We start from the raw sequence: 25,451 nt of genomic DNA, 5'->3' as shown, positions 1-25,451 counted from the left end.
ATTTTTAAGAAGTCGTGGGAGAAATGCTGTGAGCGCATTCAATGTCGCCAAATTTGGTGGAACTAGCGTCGCCAACTTTGAAGCAATGAGCCGTTGTGCCGTTATTATCGAAAACAATCCAAACACTAAGCTTGTGGTAAGCAGTGCGTGTTCGGGTGTAACCAACCTACTTGTCGAACTGGCAAATGGTGTATCTGACCAAGAGCATCGTAGCGAGCTGCTGCAAAACATCGCTGCAATTCATGAAGCGATTTTATCTCAGCTAAATGACGCAACCGAAACTGCCTCTCAGGTATACCAAATCCTTGATACTGTCACTAGCCTAGCGGAAGCAGCCTCAATTCAAGCTAGCACCAAGCTAACTGACCACTTGGTGGCCTGTGGTGAGCTGATGTCGACTCATATTCTTGCTCAGCTAATGCGTGAACGTGGTATCAATGCTGTGCGTTTCGACATTCGTGACGTACTACGAACCGACGGTAACTTCGGCCGTGCAGAACCACAAGTCGAAGAAATTGCCGCTCTGGCGAAAGAAAAACTTGCGCCACTTTGCCAAGACCATGTCGTTATCACTCAAGGCTTTATTGGTTCAGACGAAGAAGGCAATACCACAACACTTGGTCGCGGCGGCAGTGACTACAGTGCTGCACTAATTGCAGAAGGTGTTGCAGCCTCTGGTTTAGAGATCTGGACCGACGTTCCGGGTATCTACACTACAGACCCACGCATTGCGCCAAAAGCCTCACCAATCCCAGAAATCAGCTTTAGTGAAGCATCTGAGATGGCAAACTTCGGTGCCAAGATCCTTCACCCATCAACGCTAGTCCCAGCACTTCGCCACGATATTCCGGTATTTGTGGGGTCTTCAAAAGAGCCAGAGCGCGGTGGTACTTGGATTCGCCATCAAGCGGAAACTTCTCCATTGTTCCGTGCTTTGGCACTACGTAGTAACCAGACCATGGTGACTCTGCGCAGCGCAAACATGTTCCACGCATACGGTTTCCTAGCAAAAGTATTTGAGATCCTAGCGAAACACAAGATTTCGGTTGATTTGATCACTACATCTGAGATCAGTGTGTCACTGACGCTTGATCAAACAGATACCGCTGGCGGCGCACCACAACTGCCAGAGCAAGCACGTATTGAACTGGAAGAACTGTGTTCAGTAGAAGTTGAACACGACCTATGTTTGGTTGCTCTGATTGGTAATAACATGAGTGAGAGCAAAGGCTACGCGAAGCAAGTGTTTGGTACGCTAGAAGAGTTCAACCTACGCATGATCTGTTACGGTGCGAGCCCACATAACCTATGTTTCTTGCTGCATGAATCGGTTGCGAAACAAGCGATTCAACGTCTGCACGGTGAGCTGTTCGAGTAATTTATTCATTCGAACGTAATGAAGAAGGGTTGCCATTGGCAACCCTTTTTAGTTTCATCGACTGACTAGCCACTATCCGCTAGTTAACCATTAATATTTGGCCCAAGCCACTTCTCTGCTTCAAGCAGTTCCCAACCTTTACGGTCGGCATAGCTTTCGACTGATCTTGCTGGATCTGAGCGATCGCAAAGTAGCGCGAGTCTGGATGCGAGAAATACCAGCCTGATACCGACGCACCCGGCCACATGGCATAGCTCGATGTCAGTGACATACCAATCGTCTCTTCCGCCTTTAGAAGATCCCACAACGGGCCTTTCTCGGTATGCTCTGGACACGCAGGATAACCCGGTGCAGGACGAATACCTTGGTACTTTTCACGGATCAACTCTTCATTCGATAGATTCTCATCTGACGCATAGCCCCAGATTTCTTTACGTACCTTCTCGTGTAAGTATTCCGCAAACGCTTCAGCTAAGCGGTCACCCACTGCCTGAATCATAATCGCGTTGTAGTCATCGCCTTGCGCTTTGTACTCATCAGCTAGCTCTCGCTCACCGATACCACCGGTCACGGCAAAAGCACCGATCCAGTCTTTCTTACCGCTAGATTTAGGCGCAATGTAATCCGACAAACAGTAGTTTGGCCCTTTTGGTTTCTCAGTTTGCTGACGCAAATTACACAGCACTTTAGCGACTTCTGTACGTGACTCGTCAGTATAGACTTCGATGTCATCGCCCACGCTGGCCGCAGGGAACAGTGCACACATACCATTGGCTTTTAGCAAACCTTCTCGCTCAACGCGATCCAGCATGTCATTGGCGTCTTTAAATAGGCGTTTCGCTTCTTCACCCACCTCTTCATGCTCTAAAATGGCTGGGTACTTACCAACTAATGACCACGTCATGAAGAATGGGGTCCAGTCGATGTAGTTGCGCAGTGTCGCGACATCGAAGTCTTTAAACACATGTACACCCGGTTTTGCCGGCACAGGTGGCGTGTAAGTCTCCCAGTCGATATCGACTTTATTCGCGCGAGCTTGTTCCAGAGTAACAGGCTTAGTACGTGGCTTCTTACGATTATGCTGATCACGAACACGTTCGTAATCCAGATCGAGTTTCTCAACAAACGCAGGCTTGAGCTCATCTGAAAGCAATGAGGTACACACACCTACCGCGCGCGATGCGTTATTCACGTAAACTACTGGCTGGTGATAATTCTGTTCAATTTTCACTGCCGTGTGAGCTTTGGAAGTCGTTGCACCACCAATCAGAAGTGGCAGATCAAAACCTTGGCGCTCCATCTCTTTGGCAACGTGAACCATCTCATCCAATGACGGCGTGATCAGACCCGATAGACCGATGATGTCGACATTCTCTTCTTTGGCCACTTTTAAGATTTTTTCACACGGCACCATGACACCAAGGTCAATGATTTCGTAGTTGTTACATTGAAGTACCACACCCACAATGTTCTTACCGATATCGTGAACATCGCCTTTCACGGTCGCCAGAAGAATTTTACCGTTTGAGCTACCCGCTTGTTTAGAAGCATTAATAAAAGGCTCTAAATGCGCCACCGCTTGCTTCATAACGCGTGCTGATTTCACTACCTGCGGAAGGAACATCTTACCTTCACCGAACAGGTCGCCCACCACGTTCATGCCATCCATTAGTGGGCCTTCGATCACTTCCAAAGGCTTAGCTGCCGCAACGCGTGCTTCTTCGGTATCTTCAACGATGAACTCGGTGATACCTTTAACCAGAGCATGCTCTAGGCGCTTTTCAACTGGCCAAGTACGCCACTCTAATGCACTGGCATCGTCTTCTTTACCGACACCTTTATTGGCATATTCCGCAGCGATATCAAGCAGACGTTCAGTAGAATCATCACGGCGGTTAAGAACCACGTCCTCTACCGCTTCGCGCAGTTTATCAGGGACGTTATCGTATATTTCAAGTTGACCTGCGTTAACAATACCCATATCCATACCGTTCTTGAAACAGTGATATAGGAATACGGCGTGAATGGCTTCACGTACATAGTTGTTACCGCGGAAAGAGAACGAAACGTTGGAAACACCGCCAGAGATCATCGCATAAGGCAAATCACGCTTTATGTCCGCTACCGCATCAATAAAATCGACCGCGTAATTGTTGTGCTCTTCGATACCTGTTGCCACCGCAAAGATGTTCGGGTCGAAAATGATGTCTTCTGGTGGGAAGCCGACTTCATCAACTAGGATGTTGTAAGCATTGGTACAGATCTCAAGTTTACGCTCGCGCGTCTCGGCCTGACCAACTTCATCAAACGCCATCACAATCACAGCAGCGCCATAACGACGAATCAGTTTCGCCTGCTCAACAAACTTCTCTTTACCCTCTTTTAGAGAGATAGAGTTAACGATGCCTTTACCTTGAACACATTTCAGGCCCGCTTCGATCACTTCCCACTTGGAAGAGTCGACCATGATTGGCACTTTAGAAATTTCAGGCTCGGACGCACACAGATTAAGGAAACGCACCATACACGCTTCCGCATCCAGCATGCCTTCATCCATGTTTATATCGATGATTTGCGCACCGTTCTCAACTTGCTGACGAGCCACTTCTAGCGCTTCATCATATAGCTCTTCTTTAATCAGTCGCTTAAAGCGTGCAGAACCGGTAACGTTGGTTCGCTCGCCCACGTTAACAAACAGAGTGTCTTTTTCGATCGTTAGCGGCTCAAGACCAGACAGTCGACATGCCACTGGAATATCTGGGCGCTGGCGAGGTTTAACCCCCTCTACCGCCATCGCCATGTGGCGGATGTGCTCTGGTGTGGTACCACAACAGCCACCGATAAGGTTTAGAAAACCACTCTCTGCCCACTCTTTAACATGAACAGCCATATCTTCTGGTGAAAGGTCATACTCACCAAATGCATTAGGAAGACCGGCATTTGGGTGGGTAGACACGAAGGTTTCTGAAATTCGTGAAAGCTCTTCCACATACGGGCGCAGCTCGTCTGGGCCAAGCGCACAGTTCAAACCAAACGAAAGCGGATTAACATGACGCATTGCATTGTAAAACGCTTCAGTTGTTTGGCCTGACAGTGTACGACCTGATGCATCGGTGATTGTGCCCGAAATCATTACAGGTAGGGAGATGCCAAGCTCTTCAAAAACGGTATCAACAGCAAAGGCACACGCCTTGGCGTTCAAGGTATCAAAAATGGTTTCGATAAGAATTAAATCTGAGCCACCTCTGATAAGCGCACGAGTCGACTCTGAATACGCTTCCACCAGCTCATCAAAGCTGACATTACGGTAACCCGGGTCATTAACATCTGGAGAGATAGAACAAGTACGGTTCGTTGGGCCCAATACACCCGCAACATAACGGGGTTTGTCTGGTGTTTTCGCTGTCCACTCATCAGCAGCTTGACGTGCAAGCTTAGCGGCTTCGAAGTTGATCTCTTCGCTCAAGCTTTCCATGTCGTAATCGGCCATGGCGATAGTGGTCGCGTTAAAGGTATTTGTTTCTAGAATGTCAGCGCCCGCTTCTAGGTAAGCGCTGTGAATATCCTTAATTAATTGAGGCTGCGTTAATACCAACAGATCGTTGTTGCCTTTCAGATCACTATGCCAATCAGCAAAGCGCTCACCTCGATAATCATTCTCTTCGAGTTTGTAGTCCTGAATCATGGTACCCATACCACCATCAATCAGGAGAATTCTCTGCGTTAATTGCGCTTCTATCTGTTGTCTTACATTACTTCCCACAGTACAGCCTCATTCCTTTTATTATCCCCACATCCTATCATATCTTTAGTGGAAATCTAGACGTCTAAACGAACCAATTCTCATAGCTTATTGCTCTTTTAATCATCTATTCGATAGCAAAATACCGTTTGCTATTTTCATTAACCACAATCAAAATCGCTTTTACATTTTGTTACAAGGTTCACTCATCCATGTCGGTCTACTACACCCTGTGTTTTTTGTCTGCGGCAGCCATGCTGATAGCATTCATCAACAGTAAAATCGGTAAGATGCAAACCACTATTGCCATCACGGCAGGCTCAATGGCTTTGTCTCTCCTCATCATTGTGGCAGGCCAAAACCATTGGTTTGATCTTACCAACATTGCAACGGAAACTATCGCTAGCATCGATTTCGAGCACTTTCTGCTCAAGGGCATATTGGGCTTTTTGCTATTTGCCGGTGGACTTGGCATTAAACTGCCTAACCTTGAAGACCAAAAGTGGGAGATCACCACGCTCGCCCTTGCGGCAACCTTAATTTCCACTCTATTAGTTGGCTTTGGTCTGTATGGCTTTTGTTTACTGGTGGGAATTGAGTTCGACCTCATCTACTGCTTGCTGTTTGGCGCTTTAATTTCACCGACCGACCCAATTGCAGTGTTAGCCATTGTAAAAAAGCTCGACGCACCGAAGCGTATCTCAACTCAAATTGAAGGCGAGTCGCTGTTCAACGATGGTTTTGGCCTAGTGCTGTTCGTTACCCTCTTTACCATCGCCTTTGGCAATGAAGCGCCAACTGTAGGCGGCGTAATGACTTTGTTCGCCCAAGAGGCGATTGGTGGCATCGTCTACGGCTTTGCTCTGGGCTTGCTGTTCCACTATTTGATCAGCGCAACCGATGATCACTCAATGGAGCTGCTGTTAACCTTAGGCATTCCAACTGCTGGCTACGCATTTGCCAACATTATCCATGTTTCGGGTCCGCTTGCGATGGTGGTATCAGGCATTATGATTGGTAACTGGACGCGATTCATCGGGTTCTCCAAAGAGAGTGTTGATCACCTCGATCACTTCTGGGAACTGATTGACGAGTTTCTTAATGGTGTTCTGTTCCTGCTCATTGGTATGTCAATGCTGCTATTCGAGTTCCACAAAGAAGACTGGATCGTGATGGCGTTTTCAATCCCATTAGTGCTTGTTGCACGCTACTTGAGCGTATCGTGCTCTTATATTGGATTCAGGCGCTATCGCCAGTACAACTCGTGGTCGGTGAAGATACTGACTTGGGGTGGATTACGTGGTGGCTTGGCTCTTGCGATGGCACTGTCGATTCCTTCGGGCATCTGGGTGATTGAAGATAAGCTAATTGACGTGAAAGAGATCATTCTGGTCATGACCTACTCGGTTGTGGTGTTTTCGATTTTGGTTCAAGGCTCGACTATCACGCCTATGATCCAAAAGTCCAAACTAGAAGAGAAGCAACGTCAGTCCGATGCCGATGAGGCTTTAGAAAAGACTGAGTAAAGCACTCAGTCTCATCTTCCGAAAACAAAAAACCGCAGCGAAGGCTGCGGTTTTTTAGTCTTTCAAATCACCAAAGCATTACTGGCCCGCGACCTTCATCGACTCAAGTAAGATGGAGCCCGTTTGGATTTGTGAGCGCGTTTCTACATCGCTACCAACCGCAACGATCTGATTGAACATATCTTTCAAGTTGCTTGCAATAGTCACTTCAGACACTGGGAATTGAATTTCACCATTTTCAACCCAGAAGCCTGCCGCTCCGCGAGAGTAATCTCCCGTTACGATATTCACGCCTTGGCCCATCACTTCCGTAACTAGGAAGCCAGTGCCGAGCTCTTTCAGCATCTGCTCGAAGTCTTGGCCTGTCGATTTCACAAACCAGTTGTGAATGCCACCTGCATGACCGGTTGGCGTCATATCCATCTTACGTGCTGCGTAGCTAGTCAAAAGGTAGGTTGCCAGAACACCATCAGTGATAATTTCGCGATCTTCTGTTTTCACGCCTTCGCTATCAAATGGGCTTGAAGCCAAACCACGCAGAACATGTGGCGCTCAGAAACATTAAACCAACTTGGAAGAACCTGTTTACCTAAGTGGTCAAGTAGGAACGATGACTTGCGATACAAGTTACCGCCGCTGATTGCCATCACCAGATGACCTAACAAGCCAGTTGCCACATCGGCAGCAAACATCACCGGATATTTACCCGTTGGCAACTTGCGTGCATCGAGTCGGCTAACCGTTTTCTCGGCAGCTTTTAGGCCAACAGTTTCTGGCGACCATAAATCATCACGATGACGCGCAACGGTGTAGCTGTAATCACGCTCCATCTCACCATTTTGACCTTGGCCAATCACACAACAGCTGGTGCTGTGACGGCTTGAAGCATAGCTTGCTAGCAAACCATGGCTGTTACCGTACACTTTCACGCCATAGTGGCTATCGTAACTTGCGCCATCACTTTGCTTGATTCTGTCACTGAAACTCAGCGCCTTCTCTTCTGCAGCAATCGCAATCTTGGCAGCATAATCAGGATCTGGCGTGTCAGGGTGGAACAGATCCAAATCCGGAATCTCTTGCACCATCAGCTCTTTTGGCGCAGGCCCAGCATGTGGGTCTTCAGAGGTATATTGCGCTATGTCTAGTGCCGCTGCTACCGTCTGACTGATCGCTTTTTCACTTAGATCCGAAGTGGATGCGCTACCTTTGCGCTGACCGCGATAAACCGTAATCCCAAGTGCACCATCACTATTAAACTCGACATTTTCCACTTCACACATGCGAGTCGATACGCTCAAGCCTGTTGATTTGGTGATCGCAACTTCTGCGGCATCGGCACTGATAGAAGCCATATCAAGTGCTTTGGCGACGGCGGCTTCTAACTCAACACGTTGTTGAGCGACTTGCTGTTTTACATCCATATTCAATCTAAGTTATTTACTATTAATAGAGTTAGGATAACAAGAATTTCGCTTTCTCCCCACGATTCTTGTTAAAATAGACCTAATATTAGTTTGAGATAGTGATATAGGCAGAAAAGATGGCCCGTAAAAACCAGAAAGCGCCTTGGGAACCAGAAGAAGAGATCATCTGGGTAAGTAAGACCGAGTTAAAGCAAGACATGGAAGAGCTGCAAAAGTTGGGAGAAGAACTTGTTGCACTTAAACCGGCTGTACTAGAAAAGTTTCCATTAAGTGAAGACCTTGCCGATGCTATTAAAGACGCGCAACGTTTTAAAAATGAAGCAAAACGCCGCCAGCTGCAATACATTGGTAAGCTAATGCGCAACGAAGATCCAGAGCCACTGCAAGCCGCTCTAGACAAAGTTCGTAACAAACACTCACAAGCAACGGCAGAGCTGCACAAACTTGAGCAGCTTCGCGATCGCGTAGTTGAAGAAGGGGACAGCGCTATCGGTGATGTTTTAGAGCTATACCCAACTGCAGATCGTCAGCGCCTACGTCAATTAGCGCGTCAAGCGAACAAAGAGAAGAAAGCGGGTAAGCCGGCTAAGGCGTTCCGTGAAATCTTCCAAGTGCTTAAAGAACTCAACGAAGAGTCAATCTAAGCCAACGCTTTCATTGATTGGAAAACTAAAAAGCTGAGCCTAGGTGCTCAGCTTTTTTGTGTATCCCAATCACACCTCACGACTCAACCACCCGCGCGAACAAACTCGCTTAATGGTTGATAAGGGTGATCGGTAGTCAAATTTTCAATTTCCTCTGTCAGCTCCACCTTACCTTGACTCATGAAAGTAAAGTGAGTCGCAATTGCTCTGGCATCACTGATGTGGTGAGTCACCATCACTACAGTAATGTTACGCTCGTTGGCCAGTTTTTTGACTAAAACCAACATCTCTTCTCGTAAAATAGGTCTAAGGCCGAGAAGGGTTCATCGAGCAACCAAAAAGGGTGTTGCTGAACAAAGCAACGAGCCAGTGCGACACGCTGACGCTGACCTCCGGATAATTGTTCTGGAAGACGATCGAGCATAGCATCCACGCCAACCTGCTGCGCCGCGTATCTCACCTGCTCTTTTTCCTTATCCGTCAGACGCAAGTTTGGGTGCAATCCTAGGCCAATGTTTTCCTCAACCGTTAGATGCGCAAACAGGTTGTGTTCTTGAAAAAGCATGGCGCAAGGTCTTTGGTGAGGCGGAAGCCCAACGAGTTCCTTACCATTGGCATTGATAGCGCCAGAAGCGGGGTCAATAAAGCCTGCAACCAAACTAAATAGTGTCGATTTACCTGCTCCACTTGGCCCCATTAGCGCCACGATACTGCCCTGTTCGACCTGTAAGTCGAACTCATACAAGTCCTGATGGTAATAATATTTCACGCAATTAAGACTGAGCATATTTTTCCTTACGCTTGCTGGCTCGACGAGGGACTTGAGACTCTTTTACCCTAAACAACTTTTCAACCACAACAAAACAGCTGACACTAAAAATAAGCAGCGTAAGAGATACTACCGCCGCCGATTCCATTTGATAGCTCCCTAACAGTTGGAACAAGTATAGAGGGAGAGTTCTAAATTCTTGGCTACCAAACAGAGCAATCGCACTAAGATCCCCCATCGACAGCATAAAACTTAACGCAAATGCGGTAGCAAAAGGTTTACGTAGAGCCCGCCATTCGACTAACCAAAATTTCTGAAGCCCCACCATACCTAAACTTGGACACAAGAATTGATACTGCTGAGCGATGTGCAGCATAGGCTGAGAAAGTGTTTTAATCACATAAGGCAACGCCATTAGCGCGTTGACGACGACCACTACAATAAACGCATGGCTGAAGGCATCCGTGATTGAGCGAAGCAGTAAGAATAACCCTGTGGTAATAACAAGTCCCGGCGTGACTAGAATAATTGTACCCAGTAATTCAACATGATCGGCTTGCGAGTTTCGATGGCGCAAACGTAAAGCACGACTGGTCATCAAGATAGCAATACCAGCACTAAGCGCCATTGAGGCTGACAACATTGCAACTTTCATTGACGACCACAACGCCAACCAGTAGCGACTGTCAGCGAGAACATTTAATGCCTGAGCATTTAATCCGCTCAGTACCACCATCGCCAAAGGCGGTAAAACGAGTAAACATACCAGTGCAATCCAACAGCCATCCCAAAGTTTTGAGGCCTTGGTGTCGTATGACTTGTCCCGAAGATTAACGGCTCCTCCCGCATGCACTGCAAGCGGTTTTGCCAATCGCTGAATACCCAGTGCCAATGCACCGCAAAGCAGCATTTGCCACAGAGCAAGTAGCGCACCGGCCTGTAGGTCAAAATCAAACTTAATCGCTTGATATATGGCAAGTTCAATGGTGGTCGATTTAGGTCCGCCACCCAATGCCATTACCGTTGCAAAGCTAGTAAAGCACAACATAAATACCAAGCCACAGACGTGGGGTAATTGCTGCCTAAGCCTTGGCAACTCAACCCACTTAAATTTCTGCCAACCATTCATACCAAGATGAGCTGAAAGCCTATGTTGCTCAACAGGAACGGTTTCTAGTGCCTGAAGCAGTAAGCGACTAGCATAAGGTAGGTTAAAAAATACATGAGCCAACAATATTCCATTTAGGCCGTAGATAGAAAACGGTAATGGTGAATCAGCATAGGCTAGAACTGATGCCAGCAAGCCACTGTTGCCATAAATAGCGAGTATGCCAAATACACCCACTAACACCGGCAGGACAAGCGTGGCGGAAAACAACTTAAGCAGCAGTGCTTTACCTCTGAACTGCCGACGAGACAAAGCATGCGCAACGGGAATGGCAAGCCCTACGCTAAGTACAGTAGAAAGGAAAGCTTGATAGAAACTGAACTTAGTGACATGGCGATAGTAAGGATCGCTCCAAACCGCTCGAAAATCCAAACTTGGAGCGGCAATAAACAATGCCCCTACAGCACAAACAACAAAGGCCGCGATAACTATCGCGACCCATAAACCTAGCTTTGGAATCTTATTCAATCTCGACCCCTACTCGCCATAACACTCAATACCCCCTTATTGGGTTAACGCGTGTTGCCACTCGCGGATCCATGTGCGTCGCTGCTGTGCAACTTCCTCTGGCGAGAAGCTCAAACCTTTAGCTGGCTGTACAAGCGTTTCAAAGCCTTCCGGCAAGGTAACATCCGTAACTGGGTACATCCAGTTGCCAGTCGGCATAGCGGTTTGGAACTCATCGCTTAAGATAAACGCCATGAACTCATCCGCTAACTCAGTATTTTTACTGCCCTTCACTTTTGCAGCCAGCTCAACTTGAGTGTAATGCCCTTCAGCAAAATTTGCTGCCGCATAGTTGTCATTACCTTCAGCAATCAGATGGTAAGCAGGCGAAGTAGTGTATGAAAGCACTAAGTCAGACTCGCCTTCCAAGAACATAGAATAAGCTTCAGACCAGCCCTTGGTGACCGTCACTGTTTTCTGCGCCAGTTGCTGCCAAGCTTGAGGCGCATCGCTGCCATAAACCGACTTCATCCATAACATTAAACCTTGGCCTGGTGTTGAGGTACGCGGGTCTTGATAGATGACCTTCAAATCGTCACGTTGCTCAACCAACTCTTTCAAGCTCTTTGGCGGGTTAGCCAATTTCTCTTTGTTGTATACAAATGCAAAGTAGCCGTAATCGTATGGGATGAAAGTATCATCTTGCCAACTATTTGGTAGCGTAATTGTAGAGGTATCAACGCTGTGCTCAGCCAGTAAGCCAGTTGCTTTAGCTTCTGCCATCAAGTTGTTATCTAAACCAAGTACGATATCCGCTTTGCTTTTGCCGCCTTCTAGACGCAGACGGTTAAGGATAGAAACACCATCGTCCAGCGCGACAAAGTTAATATCACAGCCACACTTTGCTTCAAATGCGGCTTCGACTTTCGGGCCTGGGCCCCAGTCAGCGGCAAATGAATCGTAAGTGTAAATAGTAAGAGTAGTGTCTGCAGAAGCAGCAGAAAATGATGCCGCGGCTATCGCAAAGGCAAGTGAACATCTTGTCAGGGTCATTGCTCGGTCTCCTTGATCGAGCGGCGCAGATGAGCAAGGAGACAGTGAAAAGTAGCACTGTTGATTGGAAAGGTCCTAACTCAATTCCTACGCCAGCATTATCTGGTTCAGGTGAGGTAGAGGCGTTGTCACCTCTAACATACGGGTCCCAGGCTTAGCCTGATCTCAGCGCCATATTCTCAATGAAAATCTCAGTACAAGATTTCAAACATAAGAATAGGTAGCTCCCCGATGAGTGCTACACATACTAAAGGGAAAACGTCTATTTCGCTATATGGATCTGCTTTCATTATAGCGGGAAGTTATATAGGCAGGCGTTCAATTAACGCTGATCGTAGCCCCAACGTGGCACAAGTCCTTGATCAACACCTAGATGATCAAGTATTCGCGCCACCATAAAGTCGACCAAATCTTCAATTGACTTCGGTTGATGATAAAAGCCTGGTGCTGCAGGCATAATCGTCACTCCAAGTTGAGACAATTTGTGCATGTTCTCGAGATGTAAAGTGGAGAAAGGCGTTTCACGCACAACCAATAAAAGCTGTCCTCTTTCTTTCATCACTACATCGGCGGCGCGCTCAATCAAGTTGTCTGACATACCATGAGCAATCGCCGCAACGCTGCCTGCTGAGCACGGGCAAACAACCATCTGTTTTGGTGCAGCAGAACCCGATGCAACTGGTGAAAACCAATCTTCTTTACCACAAACAATGAGCTTATCAGCATCACAACCTAAATGTTCCACCAGCTTTTTTTTTGCCGCATCAGGGCCACTTGGTAGCTTCAACCCATGCTCGGTTGCAAGTACGACACGCGCTGCTGATGAAATAAGTAGATAAACGGTATAGTCAGCGGCCAGTAAGCACTCCAATAGCCTCAACCCATAGGGTGCGCCAGAGGCGCCTGTAAATGCTAGGGTAATGGCTTTCTCTTTGGCTGAAATGCTGGTCGTCATGAATAAATCTCTTTTACTACTGTTTAAACTACTTTGCCTTAGCACTGCGATCATGAAGTGCTGCAATCAGTTTATCGTGAATGCCTTCAAAGCCGCCATTACTCATCACAAGGATCTGATCCCCTGTTTGCACTTCTTCAACGATCTTCGACACTAACTGATCCACTTGATCACTCACATAAGCTGCTTGCGCGCATTGATCCGCTATTTCTTGCACCGACCATTCAATGTTATCTGGTTGATACAAATAAACTGAATCTGCTTTTTCCAGTGATGCTGCCAATGTTTGCTTATGTACACCACGCTTCATGGTCGCAGAACGCGGCTCAAGAACCGCAATGATTTTGCTCTCACCGACTTTGTTACGCAAACCACCGACCGTAAGTTCAATTGCGGTTGGATGATGAGCAAAGTCGTCATAGACTGCCACACCGTTGATTTCACCTTTAAGCTCTAATCGACGTTTGGTATTATTAAATTTAGCCAAAGATTCGCAAGCTAGATCTGGCGTCACCCCAACATGTCTTGCAGCTGCTATCGCCATCAACGCATTATCGACGTTGTGATCGCCCACTAAATCCCAGTCTACTGTGCCAACTTTCTCATTGTGGAAGAACACATCAAACACCGAGCCATCGACTTTCACTTTACTGGCTGACCAATCAGCATTTGCGCCAGTAAACTCGTTTTCACTCCAACAGCCGCGCTCTAACACATCGCTTAATGCTGCATCCGATTGCGGTGCAAAGATGCGACCATTGCTTGGAACTGTGCGCACGAGATGGTGGAATTGACGCTTTATCGCTTCAAGATCATCGAAGATGTCCGCATGATCAAACTCAAGATTATTCATCACCAAGGTGCGAGGGTGATAGTGAACAAACTTAGAACGCTTATCGAAAAAAGCACTGTCATATTCGTCCGCTTCGACGACAAAAAACATACTTTCGCCCAATCGAGCCGACACACCGAAGTTTCCTAACACGCCACCAACAAGGAATCCAGCTGATAACCGCAATCTTCTAGTATCCAAGCCAGCATGCTAGAGGTCGTGGTTTTGCCGTGCGTGCCAGAAACAGCCAGTACCCAGCGGTCGTGAAGCAGAAATTCCTGCAGCCATTGTGGGCCTGATGTGTAGCGTAAATTGCTATTCAGAACATGTTCAACACATGGGTTGCCTCGGCTCATGGCATTGCCAATGACCACTAAATCTGGCTTAGGCTCTAACTGAGAAGGATCAAAACCCTCTATGATTTCGATACCTTGAGATTCAAGCAACGTACTCATGGGTGGATAGACATTCGCATCACTACCCGTCACCTTATGACCAAGCTGGCGAGCCAGCACGGCCGCCCCTCCCATGAAGGTGCCACAAATTCCCAAAATATGAATATGCATAAACCGCTGTCCCATGCTTTTTAAGTGTTTCCCTCATTATCGCCATTTCAATGGCAAAAGCGAGAGAGTTTGCAAAATCCTGAAACTCGACAAATGAATTGCGATCTCAAACAGTTACTTCAGTACCATTAATAAGATCTGACACTTACACTATTTATTAGGGTCTGATGACCTTTCGAACTTATTTTTGCAGCCCTTTGTGGGAAATTTATACAAGGCAGAGGCTTTGATGTGTAGTTAACCTACATGAAAAGACGATAACGCAGTAGAAATAAATCACAAAGGCTGCCCGAAGGGTTCGGCTAAAACCGTTTTATGCTTTGTTGAAGACTATTTGCTTAGAATGACTAGCTCCATAGTCTTCGCCTCGCCTAAAAACGATTTTATCTCGAACAAAATTTAATCGCGAAAGGTCAACAGACCCTATATTCAAACCTCATTGCTCATAAAGAAGCAAACGTTTGTCTCTATCCCCCAAAAACAAAATAGTTAAGGAATTACCATGTCGGAAATGCGCACCCTTGGCGAGTTTATTGTTGAGAAACAAGCAGACTTCCCCCACGCTAGCGGTGATCTTTCATCCCTGATATCTTCCATTCGTCTTGCTGCAAAAATCGTTAACCGTGAAATTAACAAAGCGGGTTTAGCGGATATCACCGGTGCTGTCGGTACCGACAACATTCAAGGTGAAGAGCAGCAGAAGCTCGATGTTTATGCTAACGATAAGTTTAAAGCGGCACTTGAAGCACGCGACCAAGTGTGTGGCGTGGCAAGTGAAGAAGAAGATGAAGCCGTAGCATTCAATAAAGAGCTGAACAAAAACGCAAAATACGTGGTGTTGATGGACCCGCTTGACGGCTCATCCAACATCGATGTTAACGTGTCAGTGGGTACGATTTTCTCGATTTATCGCCGTGTATCACCCGTTGGTACCACGCCGACGCAAGAAGACTTCTTACAGCCGGGCAACAAGCAAGTCGCGGCTGGCTACGTCATCTATGGTTCATCGACCATGTTGGTTTACACCACTGGCAATGGTGTAAACGGCTTTACCTACGACCCGTCTATCGGCACATTCTGCCTGTCTCATCCAAACATGATGAGCCCAGAAGACGGCAAGATCTATTCAATTAACGAAGGTAACTACATCCGTTTCCCAACGGGTGTGAAAAAGTACATTAAGTACTGCCAAGAGAATGAGCCAGAAGATGGCCGTCCATACACCTCGCGCTACATTGGCTCACTGGTATCAGACTTCCACCGTAACCTACTCAAAGGCGGCATCTACTTATACCCAAGCACACAGAGCCACCCGAACGGTAAATTGCGTCTACTGTATGAGTGCAACCCAATGGCATTCTTGATTGAGCAAGCTGGGGGCCTCGCCTCTGATGGTGAAAACCGTATTCTTGATTTAGAGCCAACTGAATTGCACCAACGTGTGCCCTTCTTCTGCGGCTCGAAGAACATGGTGCTCAAAGTTGAAGAGTTCATGGAAAAGCACAAAGACGATTAACTAACACATTTATTCGTTGATTCAACGCCATGACTCATTAATAGAAAAGCCCAGTTTTGTTCGCAAAACTGGGCTTTTTTTCATCAAAACACTCTACATAAAACAAATAAACGCTAAAGTTACTCTGTAAATACAATAAGCCTTTAAACGATAATAAGCTCTTACAAGGAGATTCTATGAGCCTTAATGATGTACCTGCGGGTAAGTCCTTGCCTGATGATATTTACGTTGTCATCGAAATCCCAGCGAACGCCGACCCAATAAAATACGAAGTTGATAAAGACAGCGGCGCTGTGTTTGTCGACCGCTTCATGTCTGCTCCGATGTTCTACCCATGCAACTACGGCTATGTGAACGATACACTTTCGCTAGATGGCGACCCAGTGGACGTTCTAGTACCTACGCCTTACCCACTAATGCCAGGCTCGGTAATTCGCTGCCGCCCTGTTGGCGTACTCAACATGACTGATGAATCGGGTGAAGATGCGAAGGTGTTCGCGGTACCGCACAGCAAGCTTTCTAAAGAGTACGACCACATCCAAAATGTGGATGACATTCCTGAGCTACTTAAAGCGCAAATCACACAATTCTTCGAGCGCTATAAAGAACTTGAATCCGGTAAGTGGGTGAAAGTTGATGGTTGGGCTGATGTCGACGCGGCCAAGCAAGAAATTCTAAGCTCATTTGATCGAGCTAAAAAATAAAACAAAATTTTTCCAATAAATAAGCCGCATGGAAGTGCGGCTTTATTACTTTGGACTTTTAAAGCCTTCCAGTACCTGAGTTTCGGCCATTGTCATAGTCTTGCTGAAAGAACGGTTTGATGTCATAACAAATACCTAAATAGGGTTCTCCCATTACCCCCATCTTGTATGCATTTTGGTTGCAATACTCTTCTTTGCCTACTCTATAACCCTCTTGATAAGCCTTATACAACTCATTATTGAGCTCACCCTTAGTATCTGATTTCATCAAACGGTTTTCAGATTGAAGAATGCTGCCTTTGAGTGCTTGCTGCTGACCAAAATCTTTCCATGCCTGCGCAGAGCTAGACTCAGGACCGGGCGTAGCGGCGCAGGCCATTAGTAAAATGGAACTGACGACGACAATAAAATATCTCATATCCTTCTCCTTTACACTTTAACTGACCACTGCATCTCATCACTACTACGACACAATATCGCTCAGAGTTCATACAGACCGTATTATTTACCAACTAATTTCATTCAATCACTGAATGCACTAATTCCAATCAAACTGATACAGCACATCAACGGCACTGTCGACGCCAGAAACCACCTCCACATACAAGTTACTCAAGAGTCGATAACGCACGGTCAACTCACTGACGGGATCAAAAATCCCTACGCCATATTTCACCTGCAAACCTGGGAAAACATAACCACTCACAGTGACTTGCGATTCATCTCCAGAACCTGCGGTATCCACTTGCAAATCTTGAACGCCAAAAGCTTCACCAATTTCACCAACAACGCGGCCACTCTTAGCCAGACTGAGACCAATCAAGGCTGTGGTCATCGCGTTACCATCCGATTCAGCACCAATATTTTGGCCACTTAATAGATAGGATAGAGCATTCGCTTGTGGCATTGCAGGCTCAGAGAAAATAGTAATTTCCGGCTCATCCGCTGGGCCACTAACTTTGATACCAGCCGTGACATCATCTTGGGTATTCTCTGGGTTGCGGACAGCGGTAATCGCCACATAGGGTTGATCAACCGGCCCGTTCATTAAGATCTTTCCCTCTTGGATTAGCAAGTCTTGTCCAAATGAACTGTATGAACCATTTTCAATGTTGATCTCCCCATTAACCTGAGGGCCTCGATCATCCTGCGCTACCATTAGCTGCCCCACCAAGTTCCCCTCTAAACCAAAGGCAGAGAGCCTAAAGTCCTCACCAATGGTGATATTGACATTACTCTCAACTTTGAAGGGGACCGTTGTGCCGCCTTCTACAGGTTGTAAATCAGCATTGAGAATCACCTGATCTTTCGACACAGAAACCGCACTTGAAGGCAGTGCTTCAACCACAATTCTCCCCCACGGCAAATGAATACTTCCATCAACCTTGGCATGCTTTGCCGATACATCAATGGTCATATCTGGTTCTACTTTCACCTTGACCATTGGCGGGATATCCACCAGCAACTGTTCCGCAAACACTCTCGCTTTCGCATGCCACTGTTCTAAATCTTCCCAACCCGCATCACCCTTGATGGTTAACTCTCCATCAGGCGTTTCAATTGAGGCATCCAAATTCGCATCATAACCCGCAAAGGTAAGTGCAATGTTGCCGTTATCAACATCAATTGGCGTCACATTGCCCGACAACTTCAACTGTTCTAATAAGAACTCACCGTAGACTTCAGGATGCAGAGCTGGCCCCTTCAGCGACAGGTCAGTACTCACTTGACCATCAAATTTGCTGAAATCACCGACAAGTGGCGCTAAGAATCCAAGACGGAAAGTGGTCAACGTGAGGTTGCCATCGATGGTTTTATCTTCCTGGAGTACATTCGGGATGACTGCCTGACCAGAAATGTCACCGTTGTCTTTAAAATCGAGTAACCATTGCGCGTTTAGATTGTCATCTTTAAGACTTGCCGTGACTTCCATTCGGTTCCAACCTAATTGAACAGGCGCTTCCCCTAATAATTCGACGCCGCCTTCAGGCAATTGAATACTGGCTTCAACATTCGGTGACGCTTCTGGCGACCACTTGGCTGTGACGTGAGAGCTGAACTCACCTTCAAGCTTCAAGGTTTCAGGCACGTACTGGCTTATCTGAGCAAAATCAAACGAGGTAATCGACAGCGCCGCTTCGCCACTTTCACCGACCTTGATATCATTATCTAAACACAAGGAAGACGCTTCTTGCTCCCAGCAGTGAGCAGTCACTGACACTGTCTGCGTCTCTGATTCAAAGCCCAACTCTGGCGATTGAGTCAATTGCCATAAGCCCTGCTCTGTTTCAAGCCACCAACGATCAAGCTTGCCTTGCCAACGCAAAGAAGGCTGCTGATCAAGCGAACCTGAAAATGCTAGTTCGGTTGAAACAAGTTCAGATAGCACTCGTAACGAAAGGTATGTGCTTCCTCTCCTCCTTTTGCACCAAGGAACACTTTATCAATCAAAATGTCTTCATAGGTGATCCCTTCCACCACAATGTCCAAATCGGCATCGGGAGAAGGTAATGGCGTGACGTCACCCTTAACGGACAAAGACTTTAGTGAAGCTAACTCTTGCCAAGCAACATCGTTTGCTTGTAAATCAAGCGTCAGGCTTGGCGTCTCTAGCTCACCTTTAATTTCAACGTCACCGCTCAAACTGCCTTTTAGATCTGGCAAGGTTTTGGCGAACTCTGGCGCACTCACCTTAACCGACAAATTCAGTACAGAATCGAGATAGCCGCCACTTCAATGCCGTTTGGGCCATGTGCCAATGACAGTTTCGGCGTCAAGAAGTAGAGCTCACCATCGCCTTTTTCATCAGAGGCTCGTAAGCTACCGTGAACATCGAGTGGGTACTCTCGAATAACGCCCTGCACATCAAGCAAAGGCACATCAACTTTCCACCCGCCTGCTTGAGTCAATGAACCAGAGGTTTGTAATTGGCCTGATAACATGCCTTCAGCTTCTGGCCATTGCAGCCCTGGCTGAACTTGATCCAATGTGAGATCTGTTTTCCAGTTAACCAGCTCTGCCCAGTTCGCGGATACGCTACCTAGCAAGGTTCCACCTAAGGTATCAATCTGCAAACTGGAAAGGTCGATGTGCTCCAACGAGCCCTCACCTACAAGCTTAAGGGTTAAATCAGGCAAAGATTGTCCTTGAACATCTCCGGCCAAATCGAGTTCGTATCCTTTTAACGACCCACTGCCTTTGAGATCGTCCACTTGAACAAAATAGTCGCCTTCGCCTGTCAGAGGCCACTGCATATCGAAGTGTCGGGCATGAAGATCAAACGGTAAATCAGGATCGAGCGCTTTGATATTGGCGCTGAGTTGACCTTTAATAAGCTCAGACAAATTAGCATCAAGGTCTAGCTTAGCGACACTTCCAGTTGCCGTGAGTTCGATCTCCTGCCCCTTTACCGGTTCAATATTAAGGGCAGATTTAAGCTGAAGATTCAACGGATAGTCTCCCGACAATTCAATGTCGGTATTCAGCTGTGCTTCAATTTCAGGCATCGAAAGTTCAAGCGTTTTAACACTGACCTTTGACTGGTTTGCGGAGGCTTCTAGCCCTAAGTGATTAACCACTACCGGCGTATCTTGATGAAGAGTAAACCGATGGAGATCAAAGCGCGACACAACGATGTTGAGTGGAATGATCACCTCTGGCAACGCAATCGCAGTATCACCCCCTTCACTAACACCGGGATCTTCTTCAGTTTTAGATGCTTCAGCAGAAGCTGCAGTAGGCGCTAAAGTGACGTCAATATCATCCCATTGGGTTTTTCGGATCTCGAGTCGATTGCCTTTAAAACCAATCCCGGTCAAAAACGTCTGCCACGATACCTCATGACCAAGAACGTTAAGATCAATATCATTCAGAGCCAAGCGGCCGACATTAATTGGGATTGGAGTGCTCACACGCGTAACAGATTCGCTTGATGCTTCTGTTTCGTTCGAGTTGGATGCAGGCATCTCCGGCATAGAAAAGGTTAAGCCTTCAATGGCTAAGTCATCAATGCAGATAGCTGGCTCAGACAAACAACTTGCTGTCACTGCTAACGTCAAGGTGTTCGCTGCAAGATCGACAAACAAGTCGTCGTTCTTGTAGTTAACTTGATGCAAGGTGAACTGAGGAAAAATCGCCCCGTCACCACTTTTAATCGTGAGCTCAGGAACCGCTTTTTGTGCTCCCCATAAGATCAGATTAAGGCCTGGATTGGTATAGAGTAACGTCACTACGAAAAGCAGTATGACAACCACAAGACCAGTCAGCGATAAACTGAGCCACTTCAACCATTTCATCATCTTTTTGGTCATAGCTCTGGCCCTAACGTAAAGTGGATCTTAAATTCATCACCCGGATTAGCATCTAAACCCCAAGCAAAATCAAGCCTGATCGGCCCCACTGGTGATGCCCAGCGAATACCCGCGCCTACACCCGATTTAAAGTCAGGCTGATCATTAAAGGCGTCACCATAATCATAGAAGGCCGCAAGCCACCAGTTACCATAAACACGATACTGATATTCGAGCGAGCTTGTTACTATGTATTTTGCACCCGTCAATGCGCCACTTTCATCTCTTGGCGAGATAGATTCGTAACCATAACCACGAATGCTGTTATCACCACCAGCAAAGAAACGTAACGACGGCGATAACTTGTCAAACTCTTCCGCAACGTTAGCCCCTCCGTCAATACGGAGTAAACCTCGGTGATTATTACCTAAGCTACGAATCCAAGCGGTACCCGCCTGAACTCGGAACAAGCGCGTTTCAGACAACAATGTTGGGTCACCATATTCTAAGGAGATACTGCGCCTGTCTCCCCACATCGGCATCCCAGTTCCACGGATACGGGTTCGGGAGTATGAGATACCTGGAAGCACAAATTGCCCGGTATCATCTTGCAAACCTTGCTCATAGTTTTCAATCAAATAACGGACACCCAACGAACGGTGCCAACCACTATCCAAAAGCCAATGTCGGGCCACAGACAAGTTGGACTCCAAACTTTTCGTGTCGCGATTATCAAGGTTCTTCATCCCGTACTGAATCTGATAGTAATCATGCAGTACGTCTTCAAGCGGAATTCGGTAACTGGCCGTGATAATCTGCTCAGGCTCCGACAAAGAAAAGCTGCTGTTAAAACTGTGACCTCGACTGTTTACCCAAGGCTTCTTCCATTTGAAGGTACCTCGAACACCGATATCGGTGGAGTAACCCAAACCCGTTTCAAACTTATTGCGAGACTGTGGTGCTAAAGCCACCTTAATTGGCAGCTCTCGATCTTCTCCCAGTTGAGTCAAATCCGGCTCAATGAACACGGATGAGAACCAGTCGGTATTGGATAAGTTTTGGTTATACTCTCCGACCTTGGAAACCAAATAAGGTTCACCTGTTTTAAAGGGCTGCAAAGATCTCACTCGATCATCTTCAATCTGGCTACCTGAGATATCTGTTTGGCCAAAGTGATAGCGAATACCACTCGTATAATGCAGCCTAACAAAAGCTTCATTGCGCTCTGGAGACACCTCCAAACGATTTACAGTAAAATCGCCCTTAAAGTAACCTCTTTGCAAGCCTAAGTTACGTATTGAAGACTTTAGATTGTCGTAAGCACCGTGATTAAGTATGGCGTTATGAGTGAGGCTGCTGTTTTTAATCAGCCGCTCAAAAGCAGGGTCATTCTCGGCTTCACCCAAAATCTCGATATCCAACAATGTAATGCGTACGGGCTCCCCCACATCCACTTGAATTGTCAACTCATCTTCTTGTTCAGAGACGGTGAATGTGATTCTCGGTTGGTAGTAACCAATTGCCTGCAGGGCTTCACGAATGCTAGTTTCAACTTGAGATTGGAATCGTAGTGTCGTTTCGTATTCCGATTCAGGAATCGCCGATAAGTATGCTTCAACGTTTTCTAACGCTTTCCCCTCAAGCCCTTCAAGGTTTAGGTCGACATCGCTTGCCGCAGCTAAACTTGATACAACCAGTGTTGAGATAAAAGTAAAAAAACGCATACTAACCATGTAAAGTGAAAAATGTCCGTTACCGAGATGATAACGGTATTGATACTGAGAGTCTGCAACCAATAGAAAAATAAGCGGATAAGTCGAAAAAAGGAGCAAACCATGCTTGATAAACAGCAACTTATTACCCCAGAACAAGCGCTTCCAGGCAGGGATACCCCAATGACTGTCGCTTCCGAGCACTTTGTTAATCAATCCGACATCACTGCAGAACCAAATCCAAACCAGAAGCAAATACTCATCGGTATGGGCTGCTTCTGGGGTGCAGAACGCCTTTTCTGGCAACTCGATGGCGTTGTCTCAACCTCCGTTGGCTATGCCGGTGGCTTCACCCCAAACCCAACCTATGAGGAAGTTTGTAGCGGGCGTACTGGGCATACCGAAGTCGTTCGAGTCATCTTTGATCCTGCGATCATCTCGCTACGCACGATCCTCAATACCTTCTGGGAAAACCACAATCCAACCCAAGGTATGCGCCAAGGCAATGATTTAGGCACTCAGTACCGCTCTGCTATTTACGTGTATAGCGATGAAGACTTAGCGGCCGCCCAAGAGTCCAAACAACAATACCAACAGCTACTTAGTGACAAGCAGTTTGCCAGTGTCACGACAGAAGTGTTACCTGCAGGAAAGTACTTCTTTGCTGAAACCTACCACCAGCAATATCTGGCGAAAAATCCGCAAGGCTATTGCGGCATCGGCGGCACTGGTGTGTGCTTCCCGCCGAACTAACAGCTAAATAAGAGGAGTCGTCGGTGAAACCAAACTCTCATCGAATGATTTCTCCCCATACATAGCACGCTAAACACATAACGCCCTAAAACGAAAAATGTCGCCGAAAGGCGACATTTACTGGCAAACTCAATGATAACAAGCATTAAACAGGCAGTGCTTTGATTGCCCCGTTGATCTCTTTATAGGTACTTAACATCTTTGGGTTAGTGACATCCGGAACCAATACCTTCCCGTTGTCGAAGTGAAACTCACCGATCCCCGCAATCGAGAAAGTTCCTTTAAAAAGTGTTTTTACAAAGCGTGCCACTTGACGTGGGCGATAATTTGAAAACTCGCGCAGCATATACAACCTCAATATCCATTTGCGGTACAACTCACCTCTTCCTAAGGCGCATTCGTTGAATCTTTCTGTGTTCAACTTGTGGCACATTATATACCGAGCAGCGTATTGAACACAACCGCCAAACCAAGACTCTATGCATAGTCTAATTCACACTTTCACAGATAGCATAGCCAAGTGCCTATCGTATCAATAGTTTGCGTATATACTTTTGGGGCACAACCAATAGGAATATAAAATAATGAAAATAAAGTTACTTCTTACTGCCATACTTGCAAGCTCTCCAATGCTATGTGCGGCGCATACCATTACCACGGGCGAACCTGTACCAAACATTGAAGTGGATAAACATGGTGAAATTCTGCTTAAAGACGATAAAACTCATTACCAAGCATGGTCGACAGAGTCCATGCTGGGTAAGGTCCGCGTGATTCAAGCGATTGCTGGCCGAAGCAGTGCAAAAGAGATGAACGCAGAGCTCATGGCAGCCATTACAGCCAAAGAGTTTGATGCAGAAAGTTACCAAACCACCACCATCATCAACCAAGATGATGCGATGTGGGGCACTGGTTCGTTTGTTAAGTCTTCCGCAGAAAGCAGCAAACAGGAATTCCCTTGGTCTTCGATGGTGCTTGACAGTGATGGCGTGGTTGCCCAGCAATGGCAGCTAGCCGAAGAGTCATCAGCGATCATCGTGCAAAACAAATCGGGTGAGGTTCTGTTTGTCAAAGAGGGAGCGCTTAGCGCAGAAGAAATTGCACAAGTCTTAAGTTTAATTGAACAAAACCTGTAGTATCAGACTCTAACACGAAAGATGTTCTAACAACTTTTAATAGCACGAAAAATACGAGGTGTTATATTATAACACCTCGTATCCGTTTGAGATTAAGCTTTGCACGTATTGCGTTATCACCGATCAACATACAGTTACAGCATTGCAGCTTTAGCGTTGTTAACGCTATGGCTGAGCTTCTCATCGGTAGAGCATCAACTAGAATCACTTTGTGATGAGCATCATGAGCATGCTCATCATAACTGCGAACTGTTTAGCAGTATCCACACAGCCATATTACCGAGTGCACTTTTAGTCCCATTAGAAGAGTTTAGTGAAGAAGTTATCGTTAGTAACAAGCTTCCTCCTTACTTTAGTGACGTTTTCGGCTATTCGGCTCGCTCTCCACCAGAGCTAAGCTAACTCAACAATATGTACTGTATAAAACACAAACTTTATTAGGATATATCTAAAATGACAGTTAAAACAAAACTAGCGGTGGTTACTGCTCTTGCCCTAAGTACTTCTGCTTTTGCAGCTCAAGAATACCGCCAGCACGGCGCACACGTTCACGGCGTGGTTGAATTCAACATCGCACAAGATGGACACGACCTACTTGTGGAAATTACAGCACCAGGCGCTGATGTTGTTGGCTTTGAACACGCACCAACGAATGAAAAAGAAGAGCAAGCCATTGCTGCTGCGAACGTTCTACTAAAGCAAAGCGATAAAATCATCACGCTTAGCAGTGCTGCTGAATGTCACATCGAAGCGACACACGTTAGCAACACCCTAACAGGCGATGACCATGGCCATGACGACCACAAAGGTCATGACCACGATCACGACCATCATGAC

General features: G+C 46.6%; 15 protein-coding genes and 5 pseudogenes. 9 read left to right on the top strand and 11 right to left on the bottom strand.

The features are described from left to right. Positions 1–28 precede the first annotated feature (28 nt). A complete protein-coding gene (gene lysC, locus UA76_RS14215) occupies positions 29–1,378 on the top strand; it encodes a lysine-sensitive aspartokinase 3 (protein ID WP_047047391.1) in 1,350 nt (449 codons plus the stop codon). An 83-nt stretch (positions 1,379–1,461) separates the two neighbouring features. Here lysC and metH read toward each other — a convergent pair. Next, positions 1,462–5,141: pseudogene (gene metH / locus UA76_RS14210) on the bottom strand (methionine synthase). A 191-nt stretch (positions 5,142–5,332) separates the two neighbouring features. On the opposite strand from metH, the gene UA76_RS14205 reads away from it, so the two are divergent. Then, positions 5,333–6,646: a cation:proton antiporter gene (locus tag UA76_RS14205; protein ID WP_047047388.1), complete on the top strand. Its 1,314-nt coding sequence runs from the start codon at positions 5,333–5,335 to the stop codon at positions 6,644–6,646. A gap of 78 nt (positions 6,647–6,724) precedes the next feature. On the opposite strand, the pseudogene pmbA reads toward UA76_RS14205, so the two are convergent. Further along, positions 6,725–8,067 (bottom strand): annotated as a pseudogene (gene pmbA / locus UA76_RS14200) (metalloprotease PmbA). A gap of 119 nt (positions 8,068–8,186) precedes the next feature. On the opposite strand from pmbA, the gene yjgA reads away from it, so the two are divergent. Further along, entirely contained in the window at positions 8,187–8,714 is a 528-nt protein-coding gene (gene yjgA / locus UA76_RS14195; RefSeq protein ID WP_047047386.1) for a ribosome biogenesis factor YjgA, read from the top strand. An 83-nt stretch (positions 8,715–8,797) separates the two neighbouring features. Here yjgA and thiQ read toward each other — a convergent pair. The 5 genes and pseudogenes from thiQ to mpl all read right to left on the bottom strand — a co-directional run bounded on the left by thiQ (position 8,798) and on the right by mpl (position 14,504). After that, positions 8,798–9,501: pseudogene (thiQ, locus tag UA76_RS14190) on the bottom strand (thiamine ABC transporter ATP-binding protein). Next, positions 9,488–11,119 (bottom strand): thiamine/thiamine pyrophosphate ABC transporter permease ThiP, encoded by a 1,632-nt coding sequence (thiP, locus tag UA76_RS14185; RefSeq protein ID WP_047047383.1) that lies wholly within the window; start codon positions 11,117–11,119, stop codon positions 9,488–9,490. The pseudogene thiQ and the gene thiP overlap by 14 nt, the downstream one beginning before the upstream one ends. Before the next feature lie 36 nt (positions 11,120–11,155). Further along, positions 11,156–12,151, bottom strand: a complete 996-nt coding sequence (thiB, locus tag UA76_RS14180) for a thiamine ABC transporter substrate binding subunit (protein WP_047047379.1) — start codon at positions 12,149–12,151, stop codon at positions 11,156–11,158. 322 nt (positions 12,152–12,473) lie between these two features. After that, positions 12,474–13,106, bottom strand: coding sequence for a flavin prenyltransferase UbiX (locus UA76_RS14175; RefSeq protein ID WP_047047377.1), 633 nt, complete (start codon positions 13,104–13,106; stop codon positions 12,474–12,476). Positions 13,107–13,134: 28 nt separating this feature from the next. Beyond that, a pseudogene (gene mpl, locus UA76_RS14170) lies at positions 13,135–14,504 on the bottom strand (UDP-N-acetylmuramate:L-alanyl-gamma-D-glutamyl-meso-diaminopimelate ligase). A 502-nt stretch (positions 14,505–15,006) separates the two neighbouring features. On the opposite strand from mpl, the gene fbp reads away from it, so the two are divergent. Further along, entirely contained in the window at positions 15,007–16,020 is a 1,014-nt protein-coding gene (fbp, locus tag UA76_RS14165) for a class 1 fructose-bisphosphatase (RefSeq protein WP_047047373.1), read from the top strand. Between the two features lie 176 nt (positions 16,021–16,196). Continuing rightward, complete coding sequence (gene ppa / locus UA76_RS14160; protein ID WP_047047369.1) at positions 16,197–16,724, top strand: inorganic diphosphatase; 528 nt, start codon at positions 16,197–16,199, stop codon at positions 16,722–16,724. 58 nt (positions 16,725–16,782) lie between these two features. On the opposite strand, the gene UA76_RS14155 is transcribed toward ppa, so the two are convergent. The 3 genes and pseudogenes from UA76_RS14155 to tamA all read right to left on the bottom strand — a co-directional run bounded on the left by UA76_RS14155 (position 16,783) and on the right by tamA (position 22,746). Then, positions 16,783–17,142 carry a DUF2799 domain-containing protein gene (locus UA76_RS14155; protein WP_047047366.1) on the bottom strand — a complete coding sequence of 120 codons (360 nt, stop codon included), beginning with the start codon at positions 17,140–17,142 and terminating at the stop codon, positions 16,783–16,785. Positions 17,143–17,262: 120 nt separating this feature from the next. After that, positions 17,263–21,034: pseudogene (tamB, locus tag UA76_RS14150) on the bottom strand (autotransporter assembly complex protein TamB). Continuing rightward, on the bottom strand, positions 21,031–22,746 hold the full coding sequence (gene tamA, locus UA76_RS14145) for an autotransporter assembly complex protein TamA (RefSeq protein WP_047047460.1): 1,716 nt from the start codon (positions 22,744–22,746) through the stop codon (positions 21,031–21,033). Before tamA ends, tamB begins: the two are co-directional and overlap by 4 nt. 102 nt (positions 22,747–22,848) lie before the next feature. Here tamA and msrA point away from each other — a divergent pair, with 102 nt between their 5' ends. Beyond that, on the top strand, positions 22,849–23,478 hold the full coding sequence (msrA, locus tag UA76_RS14140; RefSeq protein ID WP_047047362.1) for a peptide-methionine (S)-S-oxide reductase MsrA: 630 nt from the start codon (positions 22,849–22,851) through the stop codon (positions 23,476–23,478). 145 nt (positions 23,479–23,623) lie between these two features. Here msrA and UA76_RS14135 read toward each other — a convergent pair whose 3' ends face one another. After that, a complete protein-coding gene (locus tag UA76_RS14135) occupies positions 23,624–23,824 on the bottom strand; it encodes a DUF1107 domain-containing protein (protein WP_047047359.1) in 201 nt (66 codons plus the stop codon). A gap of 238 nt (positions 23,825–24,062) precedes the next feature. Between UA76_RS14135 and UA76_RS14130 the strand changes: the two genes are divergently transcribed. The 3 genes from UA76_RS14130 to UA76_RS14120 all read left to right on the top strand — a co-directional run. After that, positions 24,063–24,614, top strand: a complete 552-nt coding sequence (locus UA76_RS14130; protein ID WP_047047355.1) for a YtfJ family protein — start codon at positions 24,063–24,065, stop codon at positions 24,612–24,614. Between the two features lie 99 nt (positions 24,615–24,713). Then, on the top strand, positions 24,714–25,016 hold the full coding sequence (locus UA76_RS14125; RefSeq protein ID WP_047047352.1) for a DUF2607 family protein: 303 nt from the start codon (positions 24,714–24,716) through the stop codon (positions 25,014–25,016). A 51-nt stretch (positions 25,017–25,067) separates the two neighbouring features. Next, positions 25,068–25,451 (top strand): ZrgA family zinc uptake protein (locus tag UA76_RS14120; protein ID WP_047047349.1); only part of this gene is annotated, 384 nt, incomplete at its 3' end.

Source organism: Vibrio mexicanus (assembly GCF_001012815.1).
Taxonomy (GTDB): domain Bacteria; phylum Pseudomonadota; class Gammaproteobacteria; order Enterobacterales; family Vibrionaceae; genus Vibrio; species Vibrio mexicanus.
The sequence above is the reverse complement of the archived record's forward strand: the minus strand, read 5'-3'. Positions and strand labels throughout refer to the sequence as shown.